Origin of the sequence: Pseudomonas sp. NPDC087029, from assembly GCF_044745345.1 — a bacterium.
In the GTDB taxonomy this organism is placed as follows: domain Bacteria; phylum Pseudomonadota; class Gammaproteobacteria; order Pseudomonadales; family Pseudomonadaceae; genus Aquipseudomonas; species Aquipseudomonas faucium.
In genome coordinates, this window is sequence record NZ_JBIVAB010000006.1 from 261,182 (window position 1) to 281,579 (window position 20,398).

The 20,398-nt window shown below is 63.1% G+C and carries 18 protein-coding genes; 7 read left to right on the forward strand and 11 right to left on the reverse strand.

Going from position 1 to position 20,398, the window contains the following annotated elements:
• Positions 1–3: 3 nt before the first annotated feature.
• A complete protein-coding gene (gene cysD, locus ACIPG5_RS13380) occupies positions 4–921 on the reverse strand; it encodes a sulfate adenylyltransferase subunit CysD (RefSeq protein ID WP_003251799.1) in 918 nt (305 codons plus the stop codon).
• Positions 922–1,177: 256 nt separating this feature from the next.
• Positions 1,178–1,936 (reverse strand): Nif3-like dinuclear metal center hexameric protein, encoded by a 759-nt coding sequence (locus ACIPG5_RS13385; protein WP_176512331.1) that lies wholly within the window; start codon positions 1,934–1,936, stop codon positions 1,178–1,180.
• Positions 1,937–2,095: 159 nt separating this feature from the next.
• Between ACIPG5_RS13385 and algW the strand changes: the two genes are divergently transcribed.
• Positions 2,096–3,256, forward strand: coding sequence for a Do family serine endopeptidase AlgW (gene algW, locus ACIPG5_RS13390; RefSeq protein WP_176512329.1), 1,161 nt, complete (start codon positions 2,096–2,098; stop codon positions 3,254–3,256).
• 129 nt (positions 3,257–3,385) lie between these two features.
• Here algW and ACIPG5_RS13395 read toward each other — a convergent pair whose 3' ends face one another.
• From ACIPG5_RS13395 to ACIPG5_RS13410, 4 genes are all read right to left on the reverse strand, one after another.
• A complete protein-coding gene (locus ACIPG5_RS13395) occupies positions 3,386–4,150 on the reverse strand; it encodes an amino acid ABC transporter ATP-binding protein (protein ID WP_003251792.1) in 765 nt (254 codons plus the stop codon).
• Positions 4,151–4,160: 10 nt separating this feature from the next.
• A complete protein-coding gene (locus ACIPG5_RS13400) occupies positions 4,161–5,258 on the reverse strand; it encodes an amino acid ABC transporter permease (protein WP_176512327.1) in 1,098 nt (365 codons plus the stop codon).
• A gap of 10 nt (positions 5,259–5,268) precedes the next feature.
• Positions 5,269–6,447, reverse strand: a complete 1,179-nt coding sequence (locus ACIPG5_RS13405; protein WP_176512325.1) for an amino acid ABC transporter permease — start codon at positions 6,445–6,447, stop codon at positions 5,269–5,271.
• A gap of 67 nt (positions 6,448–6,514) precedes the next feature.
• Positions 6,515–7,543 (reverse strand): amino acid ABC transporter substrate-binding protein, encoded by a 1,029-nt coding sequence (locus tag ACIPG5_RS13410; protein ID WP_176512323.1) that lies wholly within the window; start codon positions 7,541–7,543, stop codon positions 6,515–6,517.
• 333 nt (positions 7,544–7,876) lie between these two features.
• Here ACIPG5_RS13410 and ACIPG5_RS13415 point away from each other — a divergent pair, with 333 nt between their 5' ends.
• Both ACIPG5_RS13415 and rhlB read left to right on the forward strand, forming a co-directional pair.
• Positions 7,877–8,533: an alpha/beta hydrolase gene (locus tag ACIPG5_RS13415; protein WP_176512321.1), complete on the forward strand. Its 657-nt coding sequence runs from the start codon at positions 7,877–7,879 to the stop codon at positions 8,531–8,533.
• Between the two features lie 100 nt (positions 8,534–8,633).
• Positions 8,634–10,094: an ATP-dependent RNA helicase RhlB gene (gene rhlB / locus ACIPG5_RS13420; protein ID WP_401375510.1), complete on the forward strand. Its 1,461-nt coding sequence runs from the start codon at positions 8,634–8,636 to the stop codon at positions 10,092–10,094.
• Positions 10,095–10,237: 143 nt separating this feature from the next.
• Here rhlB and moaE read toward each other — a convergent pair whose 3' ends face one another.
• The 5 genes from moaE to ACIPG5_RS13445 all read right to left on the reverse strand — a co-directional run bounded on the left by moaE (position 10,238) and on the right by ACIPG5_RS13445 (position 14,310).
• Positions 10,238–10,684 carry a molybdopterin synthase catalytic subunit MoaE gene (gene moaE, locus ACIPG5_RS13425; protein ID WP_401375513.1) on the reverse strand — a complete coding sequence of 149 codons (447 nt, stop codon included), beginning with the start codon at positions 10,682–10,684 and terminating at the stop codon, positions 10,238–10,240.
• A 2-nt stretch (positions 10,685–10,686) separates the two neighbouring features.
• A complete protein-coding gene (locus tag ACIPG5_RS13430) occupies positions 10,687–10,932 on the reverse strand; it encodes a MoaD/ThiS family protein (RefSeq protein ID WP_286914405.1) in 246 nt (81 codons plus the stop codon).
• Complete coding sequence (gene moaC, locus ACIPG5_RS13435; RefSeq protein ID WP_176512312.1) at positions 10,932–11,402, reverse strand: cyclic pyranopterin monophosphate synthase MoaC; 471 nt, start codon at positions 11,400–11,402, stop codon at positions 10,932–10,934. The genes ACIPG5_RS13430 and moaC overlap by 1 nt, the downstream gene beginning before the upstream one ends.
• Positions 11,403–11,506: 104 nt before the next feature.
• Positions 11,507–12,901: a PhoH family protein gene (locus ACIPG5_RS13440; RefSeq protein ID WP_176512310.1), complete on the reverse strand. Its 1,395-nt coding sequence runs from the start codon at positions 12,899–12,901 to the stop codon at positions 11,507–11,509.
• Between the two features lie 281 nt (positions 12,902–13,182).
• Complete coding sequence (locus tag ACIPG5_RS13445; RefSeq protein ID WP_176512308.1) at positions 13,183–14,310, reverse strand: polysaccharide deacetylase family protein; 1,128 nt, start codon at positions 14,308–14,310, stop codon at positions 13,183–13,185.
• Positions 14,311–14,446: 136 nt separating this feature from the next.
• Between ACIPG5_RS13445 and yaaA the strand changes: the two genes are divergently transcribed.
• The 4 genes from yaaA (at position 14,447) to ACIPG5_RS13465 (ending at position 20,297) form a co-directional block, all read left to right on the forward strand.
• Positions 14,447–15,226: a peroxide stress protein YaaA gene (gene yaaA / locus ACIPG5_RS13450; protein WP_401375516.1), complete on the forward strand. Its 780-nt coding sequence runs from the start codon at positions 14,447–14,449 to the stop codon at positions 15,224–15,226.
• Positions 15,227–16,223: 997 nt separating this feature from the next.
• On the forward strand, positions 16,224–17,540 hold the full coding sequence (locus ACIPG5_RS13455) for a nucleotide sugar dehydrogenase (protein ID WP_176512305.1): 1,317 nt from the start codon (positions 16,224–16,226) through the stop codon (positions 17,538–17,540).
• A gap of 74 nt (positions 17,541–17,614) precedes the next feature.
• Positions 17,615–19,096 carry a mannuronan synthase gene (gene alg8, locus ACIPG5_RS13460; RefSeq protein WP_236235272.1) on the forward strand — a complete coding sequence of 494 codons (1,482 nt, stop codon included), beginning with the start codon at positions 17,615–17,617 and terminating at the stop codon, positions 19,094–19,096.
• Positions 19,097–19,133: 37 nt separating this feature from the next.
• Positions 19,134–20,297, forward strand: coding sequence for a PilZ domain-containing protein (locus ACIPG5_RS13465; protein ID WP_401375520.1), 1,164 nt, complete (start codon positions 19,134–19,136; stop codon positions 20,295–20,297).
• The last annotated feature ends 101 nt before the right edge of the window (positions 20,298–20,398 follow it).

Here is a 20,398-nt window from a genome sequence, read left to right on the forward strand (position 1 = left end):
AAATTAGAAGTAGCCCTGACGTTTCTTGTCTTCCATGGAACCGGCGCCATCGTGGTCGATGACTCGGCCCTGGCGCTCGGAAGTGCGCGTCAGGAGCATTTCCTGAATGATGTCGGTGAGCGTTTCGGCTTCGGACTCGACCGCACCCGTCAACGGGTAGCAGCCCAGGGTACGGAAACGCACCTTCTTCTTGACGATGCGCGCCTTCTCTTCCTCGGAGAGGTGCTCGAGGATGCGCTCGTCGTCGATCATGATCAGGGTGCCGTTCTTCTCGATCACTTCGCGCTCGGCGGCGAAGTACAGCGGCACGATCGGGATGCCTTCGAGGTAGATGTACTGCCAGATGTCCAGCTCGGTCCAGTTGGACAGCGGGAACACGCGGATCGACTCGCCCTTGTTGACCTTGCCGTTGTACACGTTCCACAGCTCGGGGCGCTGGTTCTTCGGGTCCCAGCGGTGCTTGCTGTCACGGAACGAGTACACGCGTTCCTTGGCCCGCGACTTCTCTTCGTCGCGGCGCGCGCCACCGAAGGCGGCGTCGAAACCATGCTTGTCCAGTGCCTGCTTGAGGCCCTGGGTCTTCATGATGTCGGTGTGCTTGGAGCTGCCATGGGTGAACGGGTTGATGCCCTGCGCCACACCCTCTGGGTTGACGTGGGTGATCAGCTCCAGGCCCATTTCCTCGACCATCTTGTCGCGGAAACTGTACATCTCCTGGAATTTCCACTGGGTGTCGACGTGCATCACCGGGAACGGCAGCTTGCCCGGGAAGAAGGCCTTGCGCGCCAGGTGCAGCATCACGGCGGAGTCCTTGCCGATCGAGTACAGCATCACCGGGTTGTCGAACTCGGCGGCCACCTCGCGGATGATGTGGATGCTCTCCGCCTCCAGCTGTTTCAAGTGCGTCAGTTTGTCGACCATGGCTACTCACGAAAAACGATCTTATGGACGGCCAGCGGGCCGTGTTCGAGCGAGCCACTTTATCACAGCGGCTGATTCTATTTAGGCGGCGGGCTAGATCGAAAAAGTCTAACGATATGACTGGGGGTTTGGCTGTCAGAGGCCCGCCCTGCGGCCTCATCGCCGGCAAGCCGGCTCCCACAGATTCACCACAAACCTTGAAATCTGCAGTATTCCTGTGGGAGCCGGCTTGCCGGCGATGAGGCCGAAACAGATCTCAGATCGGATTCGGGCAATCGATGAACAGGTGCTCCAGGGCAAAGCGCCGCGCCAGGTAATCGCCCAGCGCCTGCACGCCGTAGCGCTCGGTGGCATGGTGCCCGGCGGCGATGAAGCTGACGCCGTTCTCGCGGGCGCTGTGGTAGGTCTGCTCGGACGCCTCGCCGCTGATGAACAGGTCCACCCCGGCAGCGATGGCGGTGTCGATATAGCCCTGCCCGCCGCCGGTGCACCAGCCGACCCGGCGGATCATCTGCTCGCCTTCGACCAGCAGCGGCTCACGGCCCATGACGTCCTGCACGCGGCGGGCGAAGTCGCGCGCGGTCATCGGCTCGGCCAGCGAACCGACCAGGCCGACCACCTTGGGGTTGGCAGGGTCCAGCGGCCCTTCCACGGTGATGTCCAGCTGGCGAGCCAGCTGCACGTTGTTGCCCACTTCCGGGTGAACATCCAGCGGCAGGTGAAACGCCAGCAGGCTGATGTCGTGCTTGAGCAGGGTCTTCAGGCGGCGCTGCTTGATCCCGGTGATGCACGGGTTCTCGCCCTTCCAGAAATAACCGTGGTGCACCAGCACCAGGTCGGCCTCGGCCTCGACCGCGGCATCCAGCAGCGCCTGGCTGGCCGTGACCCCGGAAACGATGCGGCTGACCTGTGGCCGGCCCTCCACCTGCAGGCCATTGGGGCAGTAATCCTGGATCTTCGCGCTGGCCAGGTAGCGCTCGGCTTCCTCGACCAGGGTATTGAGGGCGACAGCCATGGAAAATCTCCTCGAAATCTGCACGTTCAACGGGAACAACGCCCGTATAATGGCCGCCATTATGGGCCGTCGCCGGCGTTGGGGAAACCGGTGTATGATCGCGCGCGCTTGCGCTCTGGCGCGTCACTTCTGGCCCTTGCCCACTCCCAGGATTCGTTCATGTTCAAGGCTTTGCGTTATTTTGGCTGGCCCCTGCTTACCGGCGTTTTGATCGCCATGCTGATCATCCAGCGTTTCCCGCAATGGGTCGGCCTGCCCAGCCAGGACGTCAACCTGCAACAGGCACCGCAGACCACGAAAATCATGCAGGGCCCGGTGTCCTATGCCGACGCCGTGACCCTGGCCGCGCCGGCGGTGGTCAACCTGTACACCACCAAGGTGGTCAACAAGAGCGCCCACCCGCTGTTCGAAGACCCGCAGTTCCGCCGCTTCTTCGGTGACAACCTGCCCAAGCAGCGGCGCTGGGAATCGAGCCTGGGCTCGGCAGTGATCATGAGCCCCGAGGGCTACCTGCTGACCAACAACCACGTCACCAGCGGCGCCGACCAGATCGTGGTGGCGTTGAAGGACGGCCGTGAAACCCTGGCCCGGGTGATCGGCAGCGACCCCGAGACCGACCTTGCGGTGCTGAAGATCGACCTGAAGAACCTGCCGGCCATCACCATCGGCCGCTCCGACAACATCCACATCGGCGACGTGACCCTGGCCATCGGCAACCCCTTCGGCGTCGGCCAGACCGTGACCATGGGCATCATCAGCGCCACCGGCCGCAACCAGCTGGGCCTGAACAACTACGAAGACTTCATCCAGACGGATGCGGCGATCAACCCGGGCAACTCCGGCGGTGCGCTGGTCGATGCCAACGGCAACCTGGTGGGCATCAACACCGCGATCTTCTCCAAGTCCGGCGGCTCCCAGGGCATTGGCTTCGCCATCCCGGTCAAGCTGGCGCTGGAGGTGATGAAGTCGATCGTCGAGCATGGCCAGGTGATCCGTGGCTGGCTGGGCATCGAAGTGCAGCCGTTGAGCCAGGAGCTGGCCGAGTCGTTCGGCATGCAGGGCCGCCCGGGCATCGTGGTGGCGGGGATCTTCCGCGACGGGCCGGCGCAGAAGGCCGGCTTGCAGTTGGGCGATGTGATCCTGAGCATCAATGGCGAGCCGGCTGGCGATGGGCGCAAGTCGATGAACCAGGTGGCGCGGATCAAGCCCAACGAGAAGATCACCATCGAGGTGATGCGCAACGGGCAGCAGCTCAAACTGGTCGCCGAGGTGGGGCTGCGGCCGCCGCCGGCGCCGGCGGCCACGCAAGAAGAGAAGTAAGACTGGGGCTGCTTTGCAGCCCATCGCCGGCAAGCCGGCTCCCACAGGGATTGCACAGTGCTCAAGGGCGGTGCAGCCCCTGTGGGAGCCGGCTTGCCGGCGATGGGCCGCAAGGCGGCCCCAACAGCATCAATGCAGGATCTGGCTCAGGAACAACTTGGTCCGATCACTGCGCGGCCGGTCGAAGAAGTCATCCGGCGCCGCCTGCTCCACGATCTCCCCCTTGTCCATGAAGATCACCCGGTTCGCCACGGTGCGGGCAAAGCCCATCTCGTGGGTCACGCAGAGCATGGTCATGCCGTCCTCGGCCAGGCCCACCATGGTGTCCAGCACTTCCTTGACCATTTCCGGGTCGAGCGCCGAAGTCGGCTCGTCGAACAGCATGATCTTCGGCTTCATGCACAGCGCCCGGGCAATCGCCACGCGCTGCTGCTGGCCACCGCTCAACTGCCCCGGGTACTTGTGCGCCTGCTCCGGGATACGCACCCGCTCCAGGTAGTGCATGGCAATTTCCTCGGCCTTGCGCCGCGGCATCTTGCGCACCCACATGGGCGCCAGGGTGCAGTTTTCGAGGATGCTCAGGTGCGGGAACAGGTTGAAGTGCTGGAACACCATGCCCACCTCGCGGCGGATCGCTTCGATCTGCTTGAGGTCGTTGGTCAGCTCCACCCCATCGACCACGATGCGGCCCTGCTGGTGTTCCTCCAGCCGGTTCAGGCAACGGATGGTGGTGGACTTGCCCGAGCCGGAAGGCCCGCACAAGACGATACGCTCGCCCTGACGCACGTTCAGGTTGATGTCCTTGAGCACATGGAACTGGCCGTACCACTTGTTCACGCCCTGCATCTGGATGATGCCTTCGGGGCCGGCAGGCTGCTTGATCGCTTCACTCATTTGGAGACTCCTAACGCTTGTGGCCAGTGTCCAGCTTGCGCTCCAGGTGCATGGAGTAGCGGGACATACCGAAACAGAAAATCCAGAACACCAGGGCCGCGAACACGTAGCCCTCGGTCGCCATGCCCAGCCAGGCCGGGTCGGCCGCGGCCTGCTTGACGCTGTTGAGCAGGTCGAACAGGCCGATGATGATGACCAGGCTGGTGTCCTTGAACAGGGCGATGAAGGTGTTGACGATGCCGGGGATCACCAGCTTGAGCGCCTGGGGCAGGATCACCAGGCCCATCGAGCGCCAGTAGCCCAGGCCCATGGCCGCGGCAGCTTCGTACTGGCCCTTGGGGATGGCCTGCAGGCCGCCGCGCACCACCTCGGCGATGTACGCCGACTGGAACAGGATCACCCCGATCATCGCCCGCAGCAGCTTGTCGAAGCTCATGCCCTCAGGCAGGAACAGCGGCAGCATCACCGACGACATGAACAGCACGGTAATCAGCGGCACGCCGCGCCAGAACTCGATGAAGGTCACGCACACCACCTTCACCGCCGGCATCCGCGAACGCCGCCCCAGGGCCAGCAGGATGCCCAGCGGCAAGGCACCGACGATGCCCACGGTGGCGATCACCAGGGTCAGCATCAGCCCGCCCCACTGGCTGGTGGGGACTGTGTCCAGGCCCAGGTAGCCGCCGTGCAGCAAGGTGTAGGCCAGCACCGGGTACAGCACCAGAAAGCCCAGGCCGTAGAGCGCCTTGCGCGGGAAGCGCTTGATGAACAGCGGCGCGGCGCCCAGCACGGCCAGCCACACGGTCAGGTCCACGCGCCAGCGCAGCTCCACCGGGTAGTAGCCGTACATGAACTGGCCGAAGCGCTGCTGCACGAACACCCAGCAGGCGCCCTGCTTGGTGCAGTCGGCGCGGGTGGTGCCGACCCAGTTGGCATCGATGAACGCCCATTGCACCAGCGGCGGCACGATCAGCCACACCAGGTACAAGGCGAACAGGGTCAGCAAGGTGTTGAGCCAGCTGGAGAACAGGTTGGCCCGCATCCAGGCGAGCACGCCGACGGTTTTCACCGGTGGCGGCATGTCAGGTTTGAAAACATGGGCATTCACGGGCGTATCCTCACCGCTCGATCAGCGCGATGCGCTTGTTGTACCAGTTCATCAGCAGCGAAATGCTGATGCTGATGGCGAGATAGACACTCATGGTGATGGCGATCACCTCGATGGCCTGGCCGGTCTGGTTGAGCACGGTACCGGCGAACAGCGAGACCATCTCCGGGTAGCCGATACCGGCTGCCAGCGACGAGTTCTTCGCCAGGTTCAGGTACTGGCTGGTCAGCGGCGGAATGATCACCCGCAGGGCCTGGGGGATGATCACCTTGCGCAGCGTCGGGCCTTCGCGCAGGCCCAGCGAGCGGGCGGCTTCGGTCTGGCCATGGCTGACCGAACGAATACCCGAGCGCACGATTTCGGCGATGAACGCAGCGGTATAGATAGTCAGTGCCAGGGTCAGCGCCAGCAGTTCGGGTATCAGCACCCAGCCGCCGACGAAGTTGAAGCCCTTCAGTTGCGGCACTTCCCAGTGCACCGGGCTGCCGAACAGCAGCACGCAGGCCCCTGGAATCACCAGCAGCAGCGCCAGCCCAACCCAGAACTTGTGGAACGGCTTGCCGGTTTCGTTGAAGCGCTTGTTGGCGTAACGCACCATCGCCACGATGGCCACGATCGCCAGCACCACGGCAACCACGAACGGCCAGAAGCCCTCGGCCATCGAGGCGCCCGGCATGTTCAGGCCACGGTTGCTGATGAAGAAGGTGTCGTCGATGTTGATGCTGCCCCGTGGCCCCGGCAGGGTCAGGAACACGGCGAAGTACCAGAACAGGATCTGCAGCAGTGGCGGAATGTTGCGGAAGGTTTCGACATAGACCGTCGCCAGCTTGTTGATCATCCAGTTCGGCGACAACCGCGCCACCCCGATGACAAAGCCGAGGACGGTTGCCAGGATGACGCCGATGAAGGTGACCAGCAGGGTATTGAGCAGGCCGATGACGAACACCCGCGCGTAGCTGTCGGACTCCACATACGGGATCAGATGCTGGGCGATGCCGAAGCCGGCGCTGCGCTCGAGGAAGTCGAAGCCGGAGGTGATGCCCCGGTGTTGCAAGTTGGTTTGCGTGTTGTGGAACAAGTACCAGCCCAGGCCCACCACCAAGAGGATGGTGAGGATCTGGAACAGCCACGCGCGCACACGCGGATCGTTAAGGGAAAGCCCCTTTTGTGCGCCGATTCGATTTTGCATGAAGTGCCCCGGACAGTAGGGATTCGAACAGCCTGCGGCGGCGGGATGCCGCCGCAGGGTGCAACCATCAGCGCACAGGTGGCGCGTACTGGATGCCGCCGTTGTTCCACAGGGCGTTCATGCCACGGTCGATCTTCAGGTCAGTGCTCTGGCCCAGGTTCTTCTCGAACACTTCGCCATAGTTGCCGACTTGCTTGACGATCTGCACTACCCAGTCTTTGGGCAGCTTGAGGTCCTTGCCGTATTCCCCGTCGGCGCCGAGCAGGCGGGCAACGTCCGGGTTCTTGGTGGCCTTGGCCTCGGCCTCGACGTTCTTCGAGGTAATGCCCGCCTCTTCGGCGTTGAGCATGGCGAACAGGGTCCACTTGACGATGCTGAACCACTCCTCGTCGCCCTTGCGCACCACCGGGCCCAGCGGTTCCTTGGAGATGGTCTCCGGCAGCACCACGTAGTCGGTAGGCGTGGCCAGCTTGGAGCGCTGGGCGAACAGCTGCGACTTGTCCGAGGTCAGCACGTCGCAACGGCCGGACTCCAGCGACTTGGCGCTTTCGTCGGAGGTGTCGAAGGTGATCGGGGTGTACTTCAGGTTGTTGGCGCGGAAGTAGTCGGACACGTTCAGCTCGGTGGTGGTGCCGGCCTGGATGCAGATGGTCGCGCCATCGAGCTCCTTGGCACTGGAAACACCGAGCTTCTTGTTGACCAGGAAGCCCACGCCGTCGTAGTAGGTGACGCCAGCGAACACCAGGCCCATGCCGGCATCGCGCGAGCTGGTCCAGGTGGTGTTGCGCGACAGCACGTCGACTTCGCCGGACTGCAGCGCGGTGAAGCGCTCCTTGGCGTTGAGCTGGCTGAACTTGACCTTGCTGGCGTCGCCGAACACGGCAGCTGCCACGGCGCGGCAGACATCGGCATCGATGCCGACGATCTTGCCCTGCGCATCAGGTACCGAGAAGCCTGGAAGACCATCGCTCACGCCACACTGGACGAAGCCCTTCTTCTTTACCGCATCGAGGGTGGCGCCGGCCTGGGCAGTGCTCACGGCGCCCAGTGCGGCGGCAGCGGTCAGGACTGCCAGGGTGGTTTTCAGCATCTTCATTCACAACCTCCAAATCGCTCTTGTTGTATTGAGCCGGAATTGCACCGCACCCTTATGAGGCGCATCCGACCCGTGTTGGCTTGTTATTGGGTCAATTGGCGCAATGGGCCGTTCTATGACAGCCTTCGCTTACAAAGGGTGTTACCGTCTGGGTTTGCCCCTTCGTATCGAATGTTTCATAGCAAAGCGCGTACCACAGTCGAAGGCTGGAGCGTTTAAGCACGCGTCAAGTACCGAAACTTGTATCGTTGCGACATTCTTTTTCCGACAATTAATTCCCACGCCTCTTTTTCAAGCACTTAACAACAAGGCACGCACACTTTCGGAGCAGTCATGACCAACCCGCTGATTCTCGAACCGCAGAAAACCGCAGACGCCTGTGTGATCTGGTTGCACGGCCTGGGGGCCGACCGTTACGACTTCCTACCGGTGGCTGAATTCATGCAGGAACGACTGCTCAGCACCCGCTTCATCATGCCCCAGGCGCCGACCCGCCCGGTGACCATCAATGGCGGCTATGCCATGCCCAGCTGGTACGACATCAAGGCCATGACCCCGGCCCGTGCCATCGACGAAGCGCAGCTGGACGAATCGGCCGACCAGGTGATCGCGCTGATCAAGGCCGAACAGGCCAAGGGCATCAGCTTGTCGCGGATCTTCCTGGCCGGTTTCTCCCAGGGCGGCGCGGTGGTGCTGCACACGGCCTATATAAAGTGGCAGGAAGCACTGGGCGGGGTGATTGCCCTGTCCACCTACGCGCCCACCTTCAGCGACGGCCACCAGCTCAGCGCCTGCCAGCAGCGCACCCCGGCCCTGTGCCTGCATGGCGTGCACGATTCGGTGGTGATCCCGGCCATGGGCCGCACCGCCTTCGAGTACCTGAACACCTGGGGCATCGCCGCCCAGTGGCACGAGTACCCGATGGAGCATGAAGTGGCCGTCGAGGAACTGAGCGACATCCACGACTGGCTGAGCAAGCAGTTGCAATAAGCAGGCTCGCCTGTAGTTGTAGGAGTATTCCGCTACGCCGCGCCCGGATCTTGCATTACACTGCCGGGCGTACATTCCTTAACCAGTTGACGAGACGATCGTGCTCAAGGCACTCAAGAAAATATTCGGCAAGGGAGACGCCGCGCCTCAGGCCGTCGCTCCTGCTGCCAGCGTCACGCCGCCTGCGCCTGCCGCAGCCCCCGCGGCCCAGCCTGAGCCTCAGCGCCAGCCCGCCCCCGGCAAAACCAGCGTCAAGGCCGAAACGCCCGCCACCGCACCTGCCGCCGAGACACCGGCCAAGGACAAACCGCGCCGCGAACGCAAGCCCAAGCCCCAGGCCAGCCTGTGGAAGCCGGAAGACTTCGTGGTCGAGCCGCAGGAAGGCAAGACCCGCTTCCATGACTTCAAGCTCTCCGACGAGCTGATGCATGCCATCCACGACCTCGGTTTCCCGTACTGCACGCCGATCCAGGCCCAGGTGCTGGGTTACACCCTGCGCGGCCAGGACGCCATCGGCCGCGCCCAGACCGGCACCGGCAAGACCGCCGCCTTCCTCATCTCGATCATCTCCCAGTTGCAGCAGACGCCGCCGCCCAAGGAACGCTACATGGGCGAACCGCGCGCGCTGATCATCGCGCCGACCCGCGAGCTGGTGGTGCAGATCGCCAAGGACGCCGCGGCCCTGACCAAGTACACCGGGCTGAACGTGATGAGCTTCGTCGGCGGCATGGACTTCGACAAGCAGCTCAAGGCCCTGGAAGCGCGCCACTGCGACATCCTGGTGGCCACCCCGGGCCGCCTGCTGGACTTCAACCAGCGCGGCGAGGTGCACCTGGACATGGTCGAGGTGATGGTGCTGGACGAGGCCGACCGCATGCTCGACATGGGTTTCATCCCCCAGGTTCGGCAGATCATCCGCCAGACCCCACCGAAGAGCGAACGCCAGACCCTGCTGTTCTCCGCCACCTTCACCGACGATGTGATGAACCTGGCCAAGCAGTGGACCACCAACCCGGCCGTGGTCGAGATCGAGCCGGAAAACGTCGCCAGCGAAACCGTCGAGCAGCACGTCTACGCGGTGGCCGGCAGCGACAAGTACAAGCTGCTGTACAACCTGGTGACGCAGAACAAGTGGGAACGGGTCATGGTCTTTGCCAACCGCAAGGACGAGGTGCGGCGCATCGAAGAGAAGCTGGTGCGCGATGGCATCAACGCCGCGCAGCTGTCGGGCGACGTGCCGCAGCACAAGCGCATCCGCACCCTGGAAAACTTCCGTGAAGGCCGTATCACCGTGCTGGTGGCCACCGATGTGGCTGGGCGCGGGATCCACATCGATGGCATCAGCCACGTGATCAACTTCACCCTGCCGGAAGACCCGGACGACTACGTGCACCGCATTGGCCGTACCGGCCGTGCCGGCAGCAGCGGGGTGTCGATCAGCTTTGCCGGTGAGGATGATTCCTACCAGCTGCCTGCCATCGAAGAGCTGCTGGGCCGCAAGATCAAGTGCGAGATGCCGCCGGACGAGCTATTGAAGCCGGTGCCGCGCAAGCATCATTGACCGGCCTGTAGGAGCGGCCTTGTGTCGCGAAAGGGCCGCGAAGCGGCCCCATCAGTTGTTGCAGCGCCGCTTGAATCCTGGGGCCGCTTCGCGGCCCTTTCGCGACACAAGGCCGCTCCTACCAAACCATGGCGCGACCTGACCTACCAACGCCCCGCCGCATCCTGGTCACTCTGCTTCCCTTCCACCCACCTGGGCCCCTCCTGGGTACTCTCCTTCTTCCAGAACGGCGCCCGCGTCTTCAGGTAGTCCATGATGAAGTTGCAGGCCTCGAACGCCGCCTGCCGATGGGCACTGGCCACCCCGACGAAAACGATCGGTTCGCCCGGCTCCAGCGCCCCGATCCGGTGCAGCACCTCGACCTTGAGCAACGGCCAACGCTGCTCGGCCTCGATCACGATCTTGGCCAGGGCCTTCTCGGTCATGCCCGGGTAGTGTTCGAGAAACATGCCCGCCACGTCGAGGCCGTCGTTGAAATCACGCACATAGCCCACAAAACCGACCACGGCCCCCACACCGACATTCGCGGCATGCATGGCATTGACCTCGTGCCCCGGGTCAAAGGCCGCTTGCTGTACTCGCACCGCCATCATCAGCCTCCGGTCACCGGTGGGAAGAACGCCACCTCGTCGCCCTCTTCCAGCGGCTCGTCGAGCCTGCACAGCTCTTCGTTGCGCGCGCACATCAGGTTCTGCTCGGCCAGCACCTGATACTCCCCACCCTTGGCCACCAGCGCCTGGCGCACATCGTCGAGCACCTTGAAATCACCCGCCAGGTGCTCGGCATCGAGGCCCAGCAATTCGCGATAGCGGGCGAAATACATCACCTTGACCTTCATCACGCCTCCACCTTGTAGTGGCCGCTCTTGCCGCCGAGCTTCTCCAAAAGGCGCACCTGCTCGATGACCATGCCCTTGTCCACGGCCTTGCACATGTCGTAGATCGTCAGCGCGGCCACGCTGGCGGCGGTCAGTGCTTCCATTTCCACGCCGGTCTGCCCGGCCAGCTTGCAGCGCGCGACGATGCGCACGGCATCGGCGCCTTCGGCGCTGAGCTCGACCTTGACGCTGGTCAGCATCAGCGGGTGGCACAGCGGGATCAGGTCGCTGGTCTTCTTCGCCGCCTGGATGCCGGCGATGCGCGCCACGGCGAACACATCGCCCTTGGGGTGCTCACCGTCGACGATCATCTGCAAGGTCTGCGGCAACATCCGCACCCGCGCCTCGGCCGTGGCCTCGCGCTCGGTCACGGCCTTTTCGGTGACGTCGACCATGTTGGCGCGCCCCTGGGAATCAAGATGTGTCAGCACTGCTCTGCTCCTGTGAAGGGAACTGAGAGTTTAAACCCGTGGGTCAGGTTTGAGCAGCGGAATGTGTCGGCAGGGCCGGGCGGCGTACCGCCCGGCGGCTGGGGTTACAGATGCGACTCGGCGTACTCGGCCAGTACCGAGCGTGGCACCCCTTGCAGGGTGATGTGCACGCCATGGGGGAAGTCCTTGAAGCGCTCGGTGAGGTAGGTCAGGCCCGAGCTGGTCGCGGACAGGTAGGGGGTATCGATCTGCGCCAGGTTGCCCAGGCACACCACCTTGGACCCGGAACCGGCACGGGTGATGATGGTTTTCATCTGGTGCGGGGTCAGGTTCTGGCACTCGTCGATCAGGATCAGGCTCTGCTGGAAGCTGCGCCCGCGGATGTAGTTCAGCGACTTGAACTGCAGCGGTACCCGCTCGAGGATGTACTCGACGCTGCCGTGGGTGCTCTCGTCATCCATGTGCAAGGCTTCGAGGTTGTCGGTGATGGCGCCCAGCCAAGGCTCCATCTTCTCCGCCTCGGTGCCTGGCAGGAAGCCGATCTCCTGGTCCAGCCCCTGCACGCTGCGGGTGGCGATGATGCGCCGGTAGCGCTTGCTGACCATGGTCTGCTCGATGGCCGCGGCCAAAGCCAGGATGGTCTTGCCGGAGCCGGCGGCGCCGGTCAGGTTGACCAGGTGGATATCCGGGTCGAGCAGCGCGAACAGCGCCAGGCTCTGGTGGATGTCCCGCGGCTTGAGGCCCCAGGCCTCCTGGTGCAGCAGCGGTTCCTGGTGCAGGTCGAGCAGCAGCAGTTCGTCGTTGCGGATGCCCTTCACCCAGCCGACGAAGCCTTGTTCATCGATGATGAACTCATTGATGTGCACGGCGGGCAGGTTGTCGATCATCTGCACCCGATGCCAGGTGCGGCCACGCTCCTGGCGGGTATCGACCTTGCTGACCCGGTCCCAGAACGAGCCTGTGACCGAGTGGTAGCCCTTGGACAGCAAGGAAACGTCATCGACCAGCTGGTCGGTGCTGTAGTCCTCAGCCGCGATCCCGCAGGCGCGCGCCTTCAGGCGCATGTTGATGTCTTTGGTCACCAGCACCACGTCCAGGTCGGCGCGCCGGCTGCGTACTTCGAGCAGGGTGTTGATGATGATGTTGTCGTTGAGGTTTTCCGGCAGCAGCTTGCTGGGTTCGTTGCGCGGGCTCATCAGGATCGACAGGTAACCCTTGGGCCCGCTCTTGCCACGCTGGATCGGCACGCCCTGCTCGACATCGCTGGGCGAAGCGTCACCGAGGGTCTGGTCGATCAGGCGGATGGCCTGGCGGCATTCGGCGGCGATGGTCTGTTTACCGGTCTTGAGCTTGTCGAGTTCCTCCAGCACCGTCATCGGAATGGCGACGTGATGCTCCTCGAAGTTGAGCAATGCGTTGGGGTCGTGAATCAGGACGTTGGTATCGAGCACATAGAGGATTGGCTTGCTGGAGGAAGGGTTGCGTCCTTGGTCATCCATACTCGGTCACCTTATGTCGAAGCCACACGGCGCGTTCTGTTGCGCCGCAGAGTGACCGCCGGTCTTCCCGTATCCGCGTTGCTACGGGCGGGAAGCGGACCTGGCAAGGTGGGCCTGGATGACGCCACCTGTGCTGCAGGAATCGGCTGTCTGGTTTCTTCATACCGCAAAAACCATGAACGAAAAAAGCTTTTTTACGTACCGGTGAAGTTTATTTTTCCGATTGACGAACAGGGCTTGGCGGGGGCATCAGACGGGTCTACAGTCAGAAGTCAGACCCACTAGTCTCGATAGCCGTATTCCCGGCAATCTTCCCAGCCGATGCCGCTCTGCGCCGTGCTGTGCAGCAACCACTCCACCGCTGGCTGCGCCTTGGGCAAGGCGTCATGGAACTGGATCACGCCCTTGCGCCACAGCAGCATCAAGGTCACCACCCGCTGCGCCGAGGCTTCTGCACTCAGCGCCGTGTCATCCTGCGCATCGATGTCCCACAGCGAAACCCGCAGCTGCTGGCTGGCCATGAACGCTTCGCCATCGGAGCGGCGCTGGCCATAGGGCGGGCGGAACAACGGCACATATTGCTCGGGCAGGTCGGCCTGGACCCGCGCCTGGCTGCGCTTGAGCGAATCCTGCCAGCCGTTCCACTGCGCGTGGGAGCGGTACTCCCAGCCCTGGATCCCCACGCACTGCGCGCCGTAGAGCTGGCTCAAGGCATTGGCCGGGCCACGGTCGCGGCGTTGCTGCAGGCGGTTGCCAAGGACGAAGAAGGTGCCCTGCAGTTTCTGCTTGTTCAGGTAGTCGGCCAGCGTATCGGTGCTGCCACCCTCCGGCCCCGGGCCACCGACGAAGGTCAGCAGGAACATGCGGTCGTTCAGCTCATCGCCATTGCGTTCACGGCTGGACAGGCGCTCGACTTCGCTGCTGGTCTGCGGCAGCAGGGCCGCCTTGCGCAATTGCTCATCCAGGTAACGCACATTGAACTGGTGGCTGGGTTCGATCCAGCCTGTATAGAACGTGCCGACATCTGCAGCGAACGTCGCCGCTTGCCTGCGCAAATCCTCCATCGACTCCACCGGGTAGCAGAACGACGCATCCTCGGTGCAACTGCGCTGGGCCTGTTGATAACCCTGCCACAAGCGCTGCCACATGCCGGCCCTGATTGCGCGAACCTTCTGCAGGTTGATCTGCCGCAGCCCCAGGCGCGCAGCCAGGGCACCATCGTCGAGCAGCTCGCTCTCGTGCAGCACCTGGGCAAACGACAGGATCTGCGCCCGCGAGGCAACGTCGAACAGCGCCGGGCTGTCCAGTTGTTCGGGCCACAGGCTGCGGTCGAGGCTGGCCGGGGGGATGGGGGCGGCCTGGGCGGCCAGGCTCAACAACGAGGCCAGCAAGGCAGCGGCAATGCGCACGATGGGGCTCTCCATGACGGCGAAACGCGCACTATAGCGCCTGCCTTGGCGATGGTCTGTGACTATTGTCGCCATAGTTTGGCGTTGCCCGCCCCAGTCCGTAGAATCCCCGGCAACGATTCCAGGAGCCGACCCGATGCTGACGGTGATTTCCCCCGCCAAGACCCTCGACTACGACACCAAGCCGGTCACCGACCGCTTCACCCTGCCGCAGTACCTGGACGACTCGCAGGTGCTGATCCAGCAGCTGCGCGAGCTGTCGCCGGCGCAGATCAGCGAACTGATGCACCTGTCCGACAAGCTGGCCGGCCTCAACGCCGCGCGCTTCGGCAGCTGGACGCCGGATTTCACCCCGGCCAACGCCAAGCAGGCGCTGCTGGCGTTCAAGGGCGACGTGTACACCGGGCTGGACGCCGAAACCCTCACTGAAGACGACTTCAGCCATGCCCAGCAGCACCTGCGCATGCTCTCGGGCCTGTATGGCCTGCTGCGCCCGCTCGACCTGATGCAGCCCTACCGCCTGGAAATGGGCACCAAGCTGGCCAACGCCCGCGGCAAGGACCTGTATGCGTTCTGGGGCACGCGCATCAGCGAATGGCTGAACCAGGCCCTGGCCGACCAGGGCGACGACCTGCTGCTGAACCTGGCCAGCAACGAGTACTTCAGCGCGGTGAAACGCAGCGCCCTCAAGGGCCGGGTGATCAACGTCGACTTCAAGGACCTGAAGAACGGCCAGTACAAGATCATCAGTTTCTATGCCAAGAAAGCCCGCGGCATGATGAGCCGCTTCGTGATCCAGGAACGGGTTGACGACCCGGAGCGGCTCAAGCAGTTCGATGTGCAGGGCTACTTCTATAGCGCCGAGCAGTCCAAGCCGGACCACCTGGTGTTCCTGCGCGACCACCCGGCCGAGTAGTCCTGCGTTCGCTTGGGTTTTCGCTGATTTCGAGACCGAGCGCCGCCCGCGCGGCGCATCGCGGATGAATCCGCTCCTACATTTGCTGCAACGTACCTATGCCTGATAGGCCATGGTTGCCAGCCTTGTCTGTACGACGCAATTTCTCGACGGGCGCCAAAGGCGGACAACCATGGCCTGACAGGCCATGGCACGTTGCAACAAATGTAGGAGCGGATTCATCCGCGATGCGCCGCGCGGGCGGCGCTCGATTTCATGGCCACAACAAAACTCAAACCAACCCCCTCCACCGCCATTTTAATGACGCCAAAAAACCACCAGTCATAGCCTTATCGCCAAACGCCATAAGACCGTTCGTACTTTTTTGACGAATTTTGAAAAAATTTTTCCCATGCTGGCATAAAAACATCCCCCCTCAGTTTCGCCCTTTATATACAGGGGTGCGTCTGCCCCGTGCCATCAAAGTGAAAGTATCCGCCACTGAAAAAATATTTAGAAATCTTTCATGCAGGCACTTTTCACCCAGGAACTTCTCCCGCAGCCAATCGCTCATAGTGCCGTAACGAATTTCACGCCTCTGCGGTGTGAGAAATGACTTACAGATGACAACCGGCAGTAATCCACTGCCCGCCCCGATTAGTTCGACAGGCGCAACGGATTACCCTGTATGCCCCGTTCCATGGAGGACAGACGCGCCCTTACAAAACGTCCTAGTGGTTGATTTCAAAGGATTTATCCACTTGAAAAAACAAGCACAGCAACGCGCCAAGTAGCGCCTTGCAATAAAGACGGCTGCATTTCAGGGCACGCCTTTTAATTACTGGCCTTTTACTGCCAACTTTGAGTGCACAACTTGGTGCGCTCCAAACTTATTCATGCCTGCGCTCGGCGAAGTGTGCATTCGCCCATGGATCCGTGCGCCTTGAAATTGTTGTTAATCCACCCAGTCCGGCTCTTCCCGGAGGAGCTGGCGTGATAAACACATGAGGTGATAGCGATGCGTATCAGCATCTTTGGTTTGGGTTATGTGGGTGCGGTCTGTGCAGGCTGCCTGACGGCGCGAGGCCATGACGTGATCGGTGTGGACGTGTCCAGCACCAAGATCGACCTGATCAACCAGGGCAAGTCGCCCATCGTCGAACCTGGCCTGGAAGCACTGCTGCAGCAAGGCATCGCCAATGGCCGCCTGCGAGGCACCACCGACTTCGCCGAGGCCATCCGCGCCAGCGACGTGTCGATGATCTGCGTCGGCACCCCAAGCAAGAAAAACGGCGACCTGGGCCTGGAGTACATCGAGTCGGTGTGCCGCGAAATCGGCTACGTGCTGCGTGACACCAGCCGCCGCCACACCATCGTGGTGCGCAGCACCGTGCTGCCAGGCACGGTCAAGAACGTGGTCATCCCGATCCTCGAAGACTGCTCGGGCAAAAAGGCCGGCATCGACTTCGGTGTTGCGGTCAACCCCGAGTTCCTGCGTGAAAGCACCGCGATCAAGGACTACGACCACCCACCGATGACGGTCATCGGTGAACTCGACAGCGCCAGCGGCGATGTGCTGCAAAGCCTGTACGAAGAGCTCGACGCCCCGGTCATCCGCAAGCCGATCGAAGTGGCCGAGATGATCAAGTACACCTGCAACGTGTGGCACGCCACCAAGGTCACCTTCGCCAACGAGATCGGCAACATCGCCAAGGCGGTGGGGGTCGATGGCCGCGATGTGATGGACGTGGTCTGCCAGGACAAGGTGCTGAACCTGTCCCAGTACTACATGCGCCCAGGCTTCGCCTTCGGCGGTTCGTGCCTGCCCAAGGACGTGCGCGCCCTCACCTACCGCGCTGCCAGCCTCGACGTGCGGGCACCGCTGCTCGACTCGCTGATGCGCAGCAACGAATCGCAGGTGCAAAACGCCTTCGAACTGATCGAGGCCCATGACAAGCGCAAGGTCGCCCTGCTCGGCCTGAGCTTCAAGGCCGGCACCGACGACCTGCGCGAAAGCCCGCTGGTGGAACTGGCCGAGCGCCTGATCGGCAAGGGCTACCAGCTGGACATCTACGACGAGAACGTCGAGTACGCCCGCGTCCACGGGGCGAACAAAGAGTACATCGAGTCGAAGATCCCGCATGTCTCGTCGCTGCTCAACGCCAACTTCCAGAAGGTCATCGACAACGCCGACATCATCGTCCTGGGCAACCGTGACGAGCAGTTCCGCGCCCTTGCCCAGCAAGCGCCGGAAGGCAAGCAGGTGATCGACCTGGTCGGCTTCATGAGCAAACCGACCTGCTCCACCAGCCGTACCGAAGGCATTTGCTGGTAAGGCCAAGGCCCGGGCAACGCCGCCTCCCCACGGCGTTGCCCTCCTCCCCCAAGAATTCTCCACGGATGCTGAACATGCAAAGGCTCCAGACAGTGCTGTTGCAGTGCGCCGGTTGGCTGCTCTACATGAGCCTGCTCATGTTGATCGCCCTGGCCCTGCCAGCCGATATCTTCGACTCGCAGTCGAAGCACTTCATCTTCCTGGTCGGCGCAGTCGGCATCTGGCGCTACTCCATGGGCGCCACCCATTTCATCCGCGGCATGATCTTCCTCTACGGCGTGTACCCCTACCTGCGCCGCAAGGTGCAGAAGATGGGCGAGGCCGCCGCGCCGTCGCACGTGTACCTGATGGTCACCAGCTTTCGCATCGAAGCCCTGACCACCGCCCAGGTGTACAGCTCGGTGATTCGCGAGGCGATCGACTGCGGCTACCCCACCACCGTGGTCTGCTCGCTGGTGGAAATGTCCGATGAACTGCTGGTCAAGAGCCTGTGGGCCAAGTACAACCCGCCCGCCCACGTCAAGCTGGACATCGTGCGCATCGCCGGCACCGGCAAGCGTGACGGCCTGGCCTATGGTTTTCGCGCCATCTCGCGGATGCTGCCGGACGAAAACGCGGTGGTCGCGGTGATCGACGGCGACACCGTGCTCGGCCAGGGCGTGGTGCGCAAGACCGTGCCGTGGTTCAAGCTGTTCCCCAACGTCGGTGGCCTGACCACCAACGAATTCTGCGAAGTGCGCGGCGGCTACATCATGAGCGAGTGGCACAAGCTGCGCTTCGCCCAGCGCCACATCAACATGTGCTCGATGGCCCTGAGCAAGCGCGTGCTGACCATGACCGGGCGCATGTCGATGTTCCGCGCAAGCGTGGTGACCAACCCCGAGTTCATCGCCGACGTCGAAAGCGACTCGCTGATGCACTGGCGCCTGGGCCGCTTCAAGTTCCTTACCGGTGACGACAAGTCGAGCTGGTTCAGCCTCATGCGCCTGGGCTACGACACCTTCTACGTGCCCGACGCCGCCATCAACACGGTCGAGCACCCGCCGGAAAAAAGCTTCCTCAAGGCCAGCCGCAAGCTGATGTACCGCTGGTACGGCAACAACCTGCGGCAGAACTCCCGCGCCCTGGGGCTGGGCATGCGCCGCCTGGGCCTGTTCACCAGCGTGGTGCTGTTCGACCAGCGCGTGTCGATGTGGACCAGCCTGCTGGGCCTGACCGTGGCGGTGATCGCCAGCCTCAAGTTCGGCATGGCCTACCTGCTGGTGTACCTGCTGTGGATCGGCATCACCCGCCTGATCCTCACCATCATGCTGCTGTGCTCGGGCCACAACGTCGGCCCCGCCTACCCGCTGATCCTCTATTACAACCAGATCGTCGGCGCGCTGATGAAGATCTACGTGTTCTTCCGCCTCGACAAGCAGTCCTGGACCCGCCAACCGACTGCCCTCAAGCGTGACCTCGCCAGCTTTCAACAATGGTTCAACACCTGGTCCTCGCGGACCATGACCTTCTCGGCTGCCAGCATCTTCGTCGCTGTGCTGTTCATGGTCGTGTGAGCCCAACCCGGATCGGATCTAACAGGAACAAACCACCATGAATACCGCCGTGAACGTCAATGTCGTGCATGAGTCCGAAGCCCAGCGCCAACACGCCCGGGTGCGCATCCCTGCCAAGCTGCGCTTTCTGGACAATGAGCGCCAAGCCCACGAAGTGAAGGTCGAAGACCTTTCCGCCGGTGGCCTGAGCTTCCACTCCAAGCCACCACTGGCAGTGGGCGAGGTGCTGCGCGGGCGCCTGCAGTTCGTGGTCGACAACCTCGGCCTGTCGATGGACATCGAGTTCCAGGTGCGCTCCTACAACGCCGCCAGCGGCCGTACCGGTGCGCAGTTCCAGAACCTCGAACCGCGCGACATCGCCACCCTGCGCCACATCATCACCAGCCACCTGTCCGGCGAGCTGATCAGCATCGGCGATGTGCTCAGCACCCTGCAGCGCGACAACTTCACCAAGGCGCGCAAGCAGAAGGACGGCGGCTCGGGCCTGTCGGCCTTCGGCCGGCTCAAGGCGGTGACGGTCACCCTCGGCGTGTTCGTGGTCGGCGTGGCCGCCTTCGGCTTCGTCGCCAAGTCGCTGTACGGCATGTACTTCATCAGCCACGCCGAGGCCGGTGTGGTCGCCGTGCCCACCACCACCATCACCATGCCCCGCGACGGCACCGTCAGCAGCCTGGTCGAAAGCGGTGGCCAAGTGATCAAGGGCGCGCCGCTGGCAAGCTTCAGCACCAGCATGCTGGACATGCTCAAGGGCCACCTGGACGACTCGCAACTGGAGCCGGCCAAGGTCGAGGAGCTGTTCGGCAAGCAGCTCTCCGGCACCCTCACCAGCCCCTGCGACTGCGTGGTCGCCCAGCAGCTGGTGAACGACGGCCAGTACGCCGCCAAGGGCCAGCCGATCTTCCAGCTGATCCCGCGCACCACCAACCCGATGGTCGAGGCCCGCTTCAGCTACCGCCAGTTCGACGAGGTCAAGCCAGGTACCCGGGTCAACTTCCAGGTCGCCGGCGAAAGCGAAGTGCGCAGCGGCCAGATCGTCAGCAGCAGCCTTGACAGCGAAAACCTGGCCTCCGACATCCGCGTGCAGATCAAGCCCGACAGCAGCCTGCCTGCAGAGCTTGCCGGGCGCCCGGCGTCGGTCAACAGCGACCGCGGCCCTTCGCTCGACTGGCTGATCGACAAAGCCGTGGCCCGTGGGCTGTAAGAGGACACGTCGATGACCATCAAACGACTCGATACCGGTGGGAGCTGGCTTGCCAGCGATCGAGCGCACAGCGCTCGCCCGGCAGATGCTTCGCCTGCACT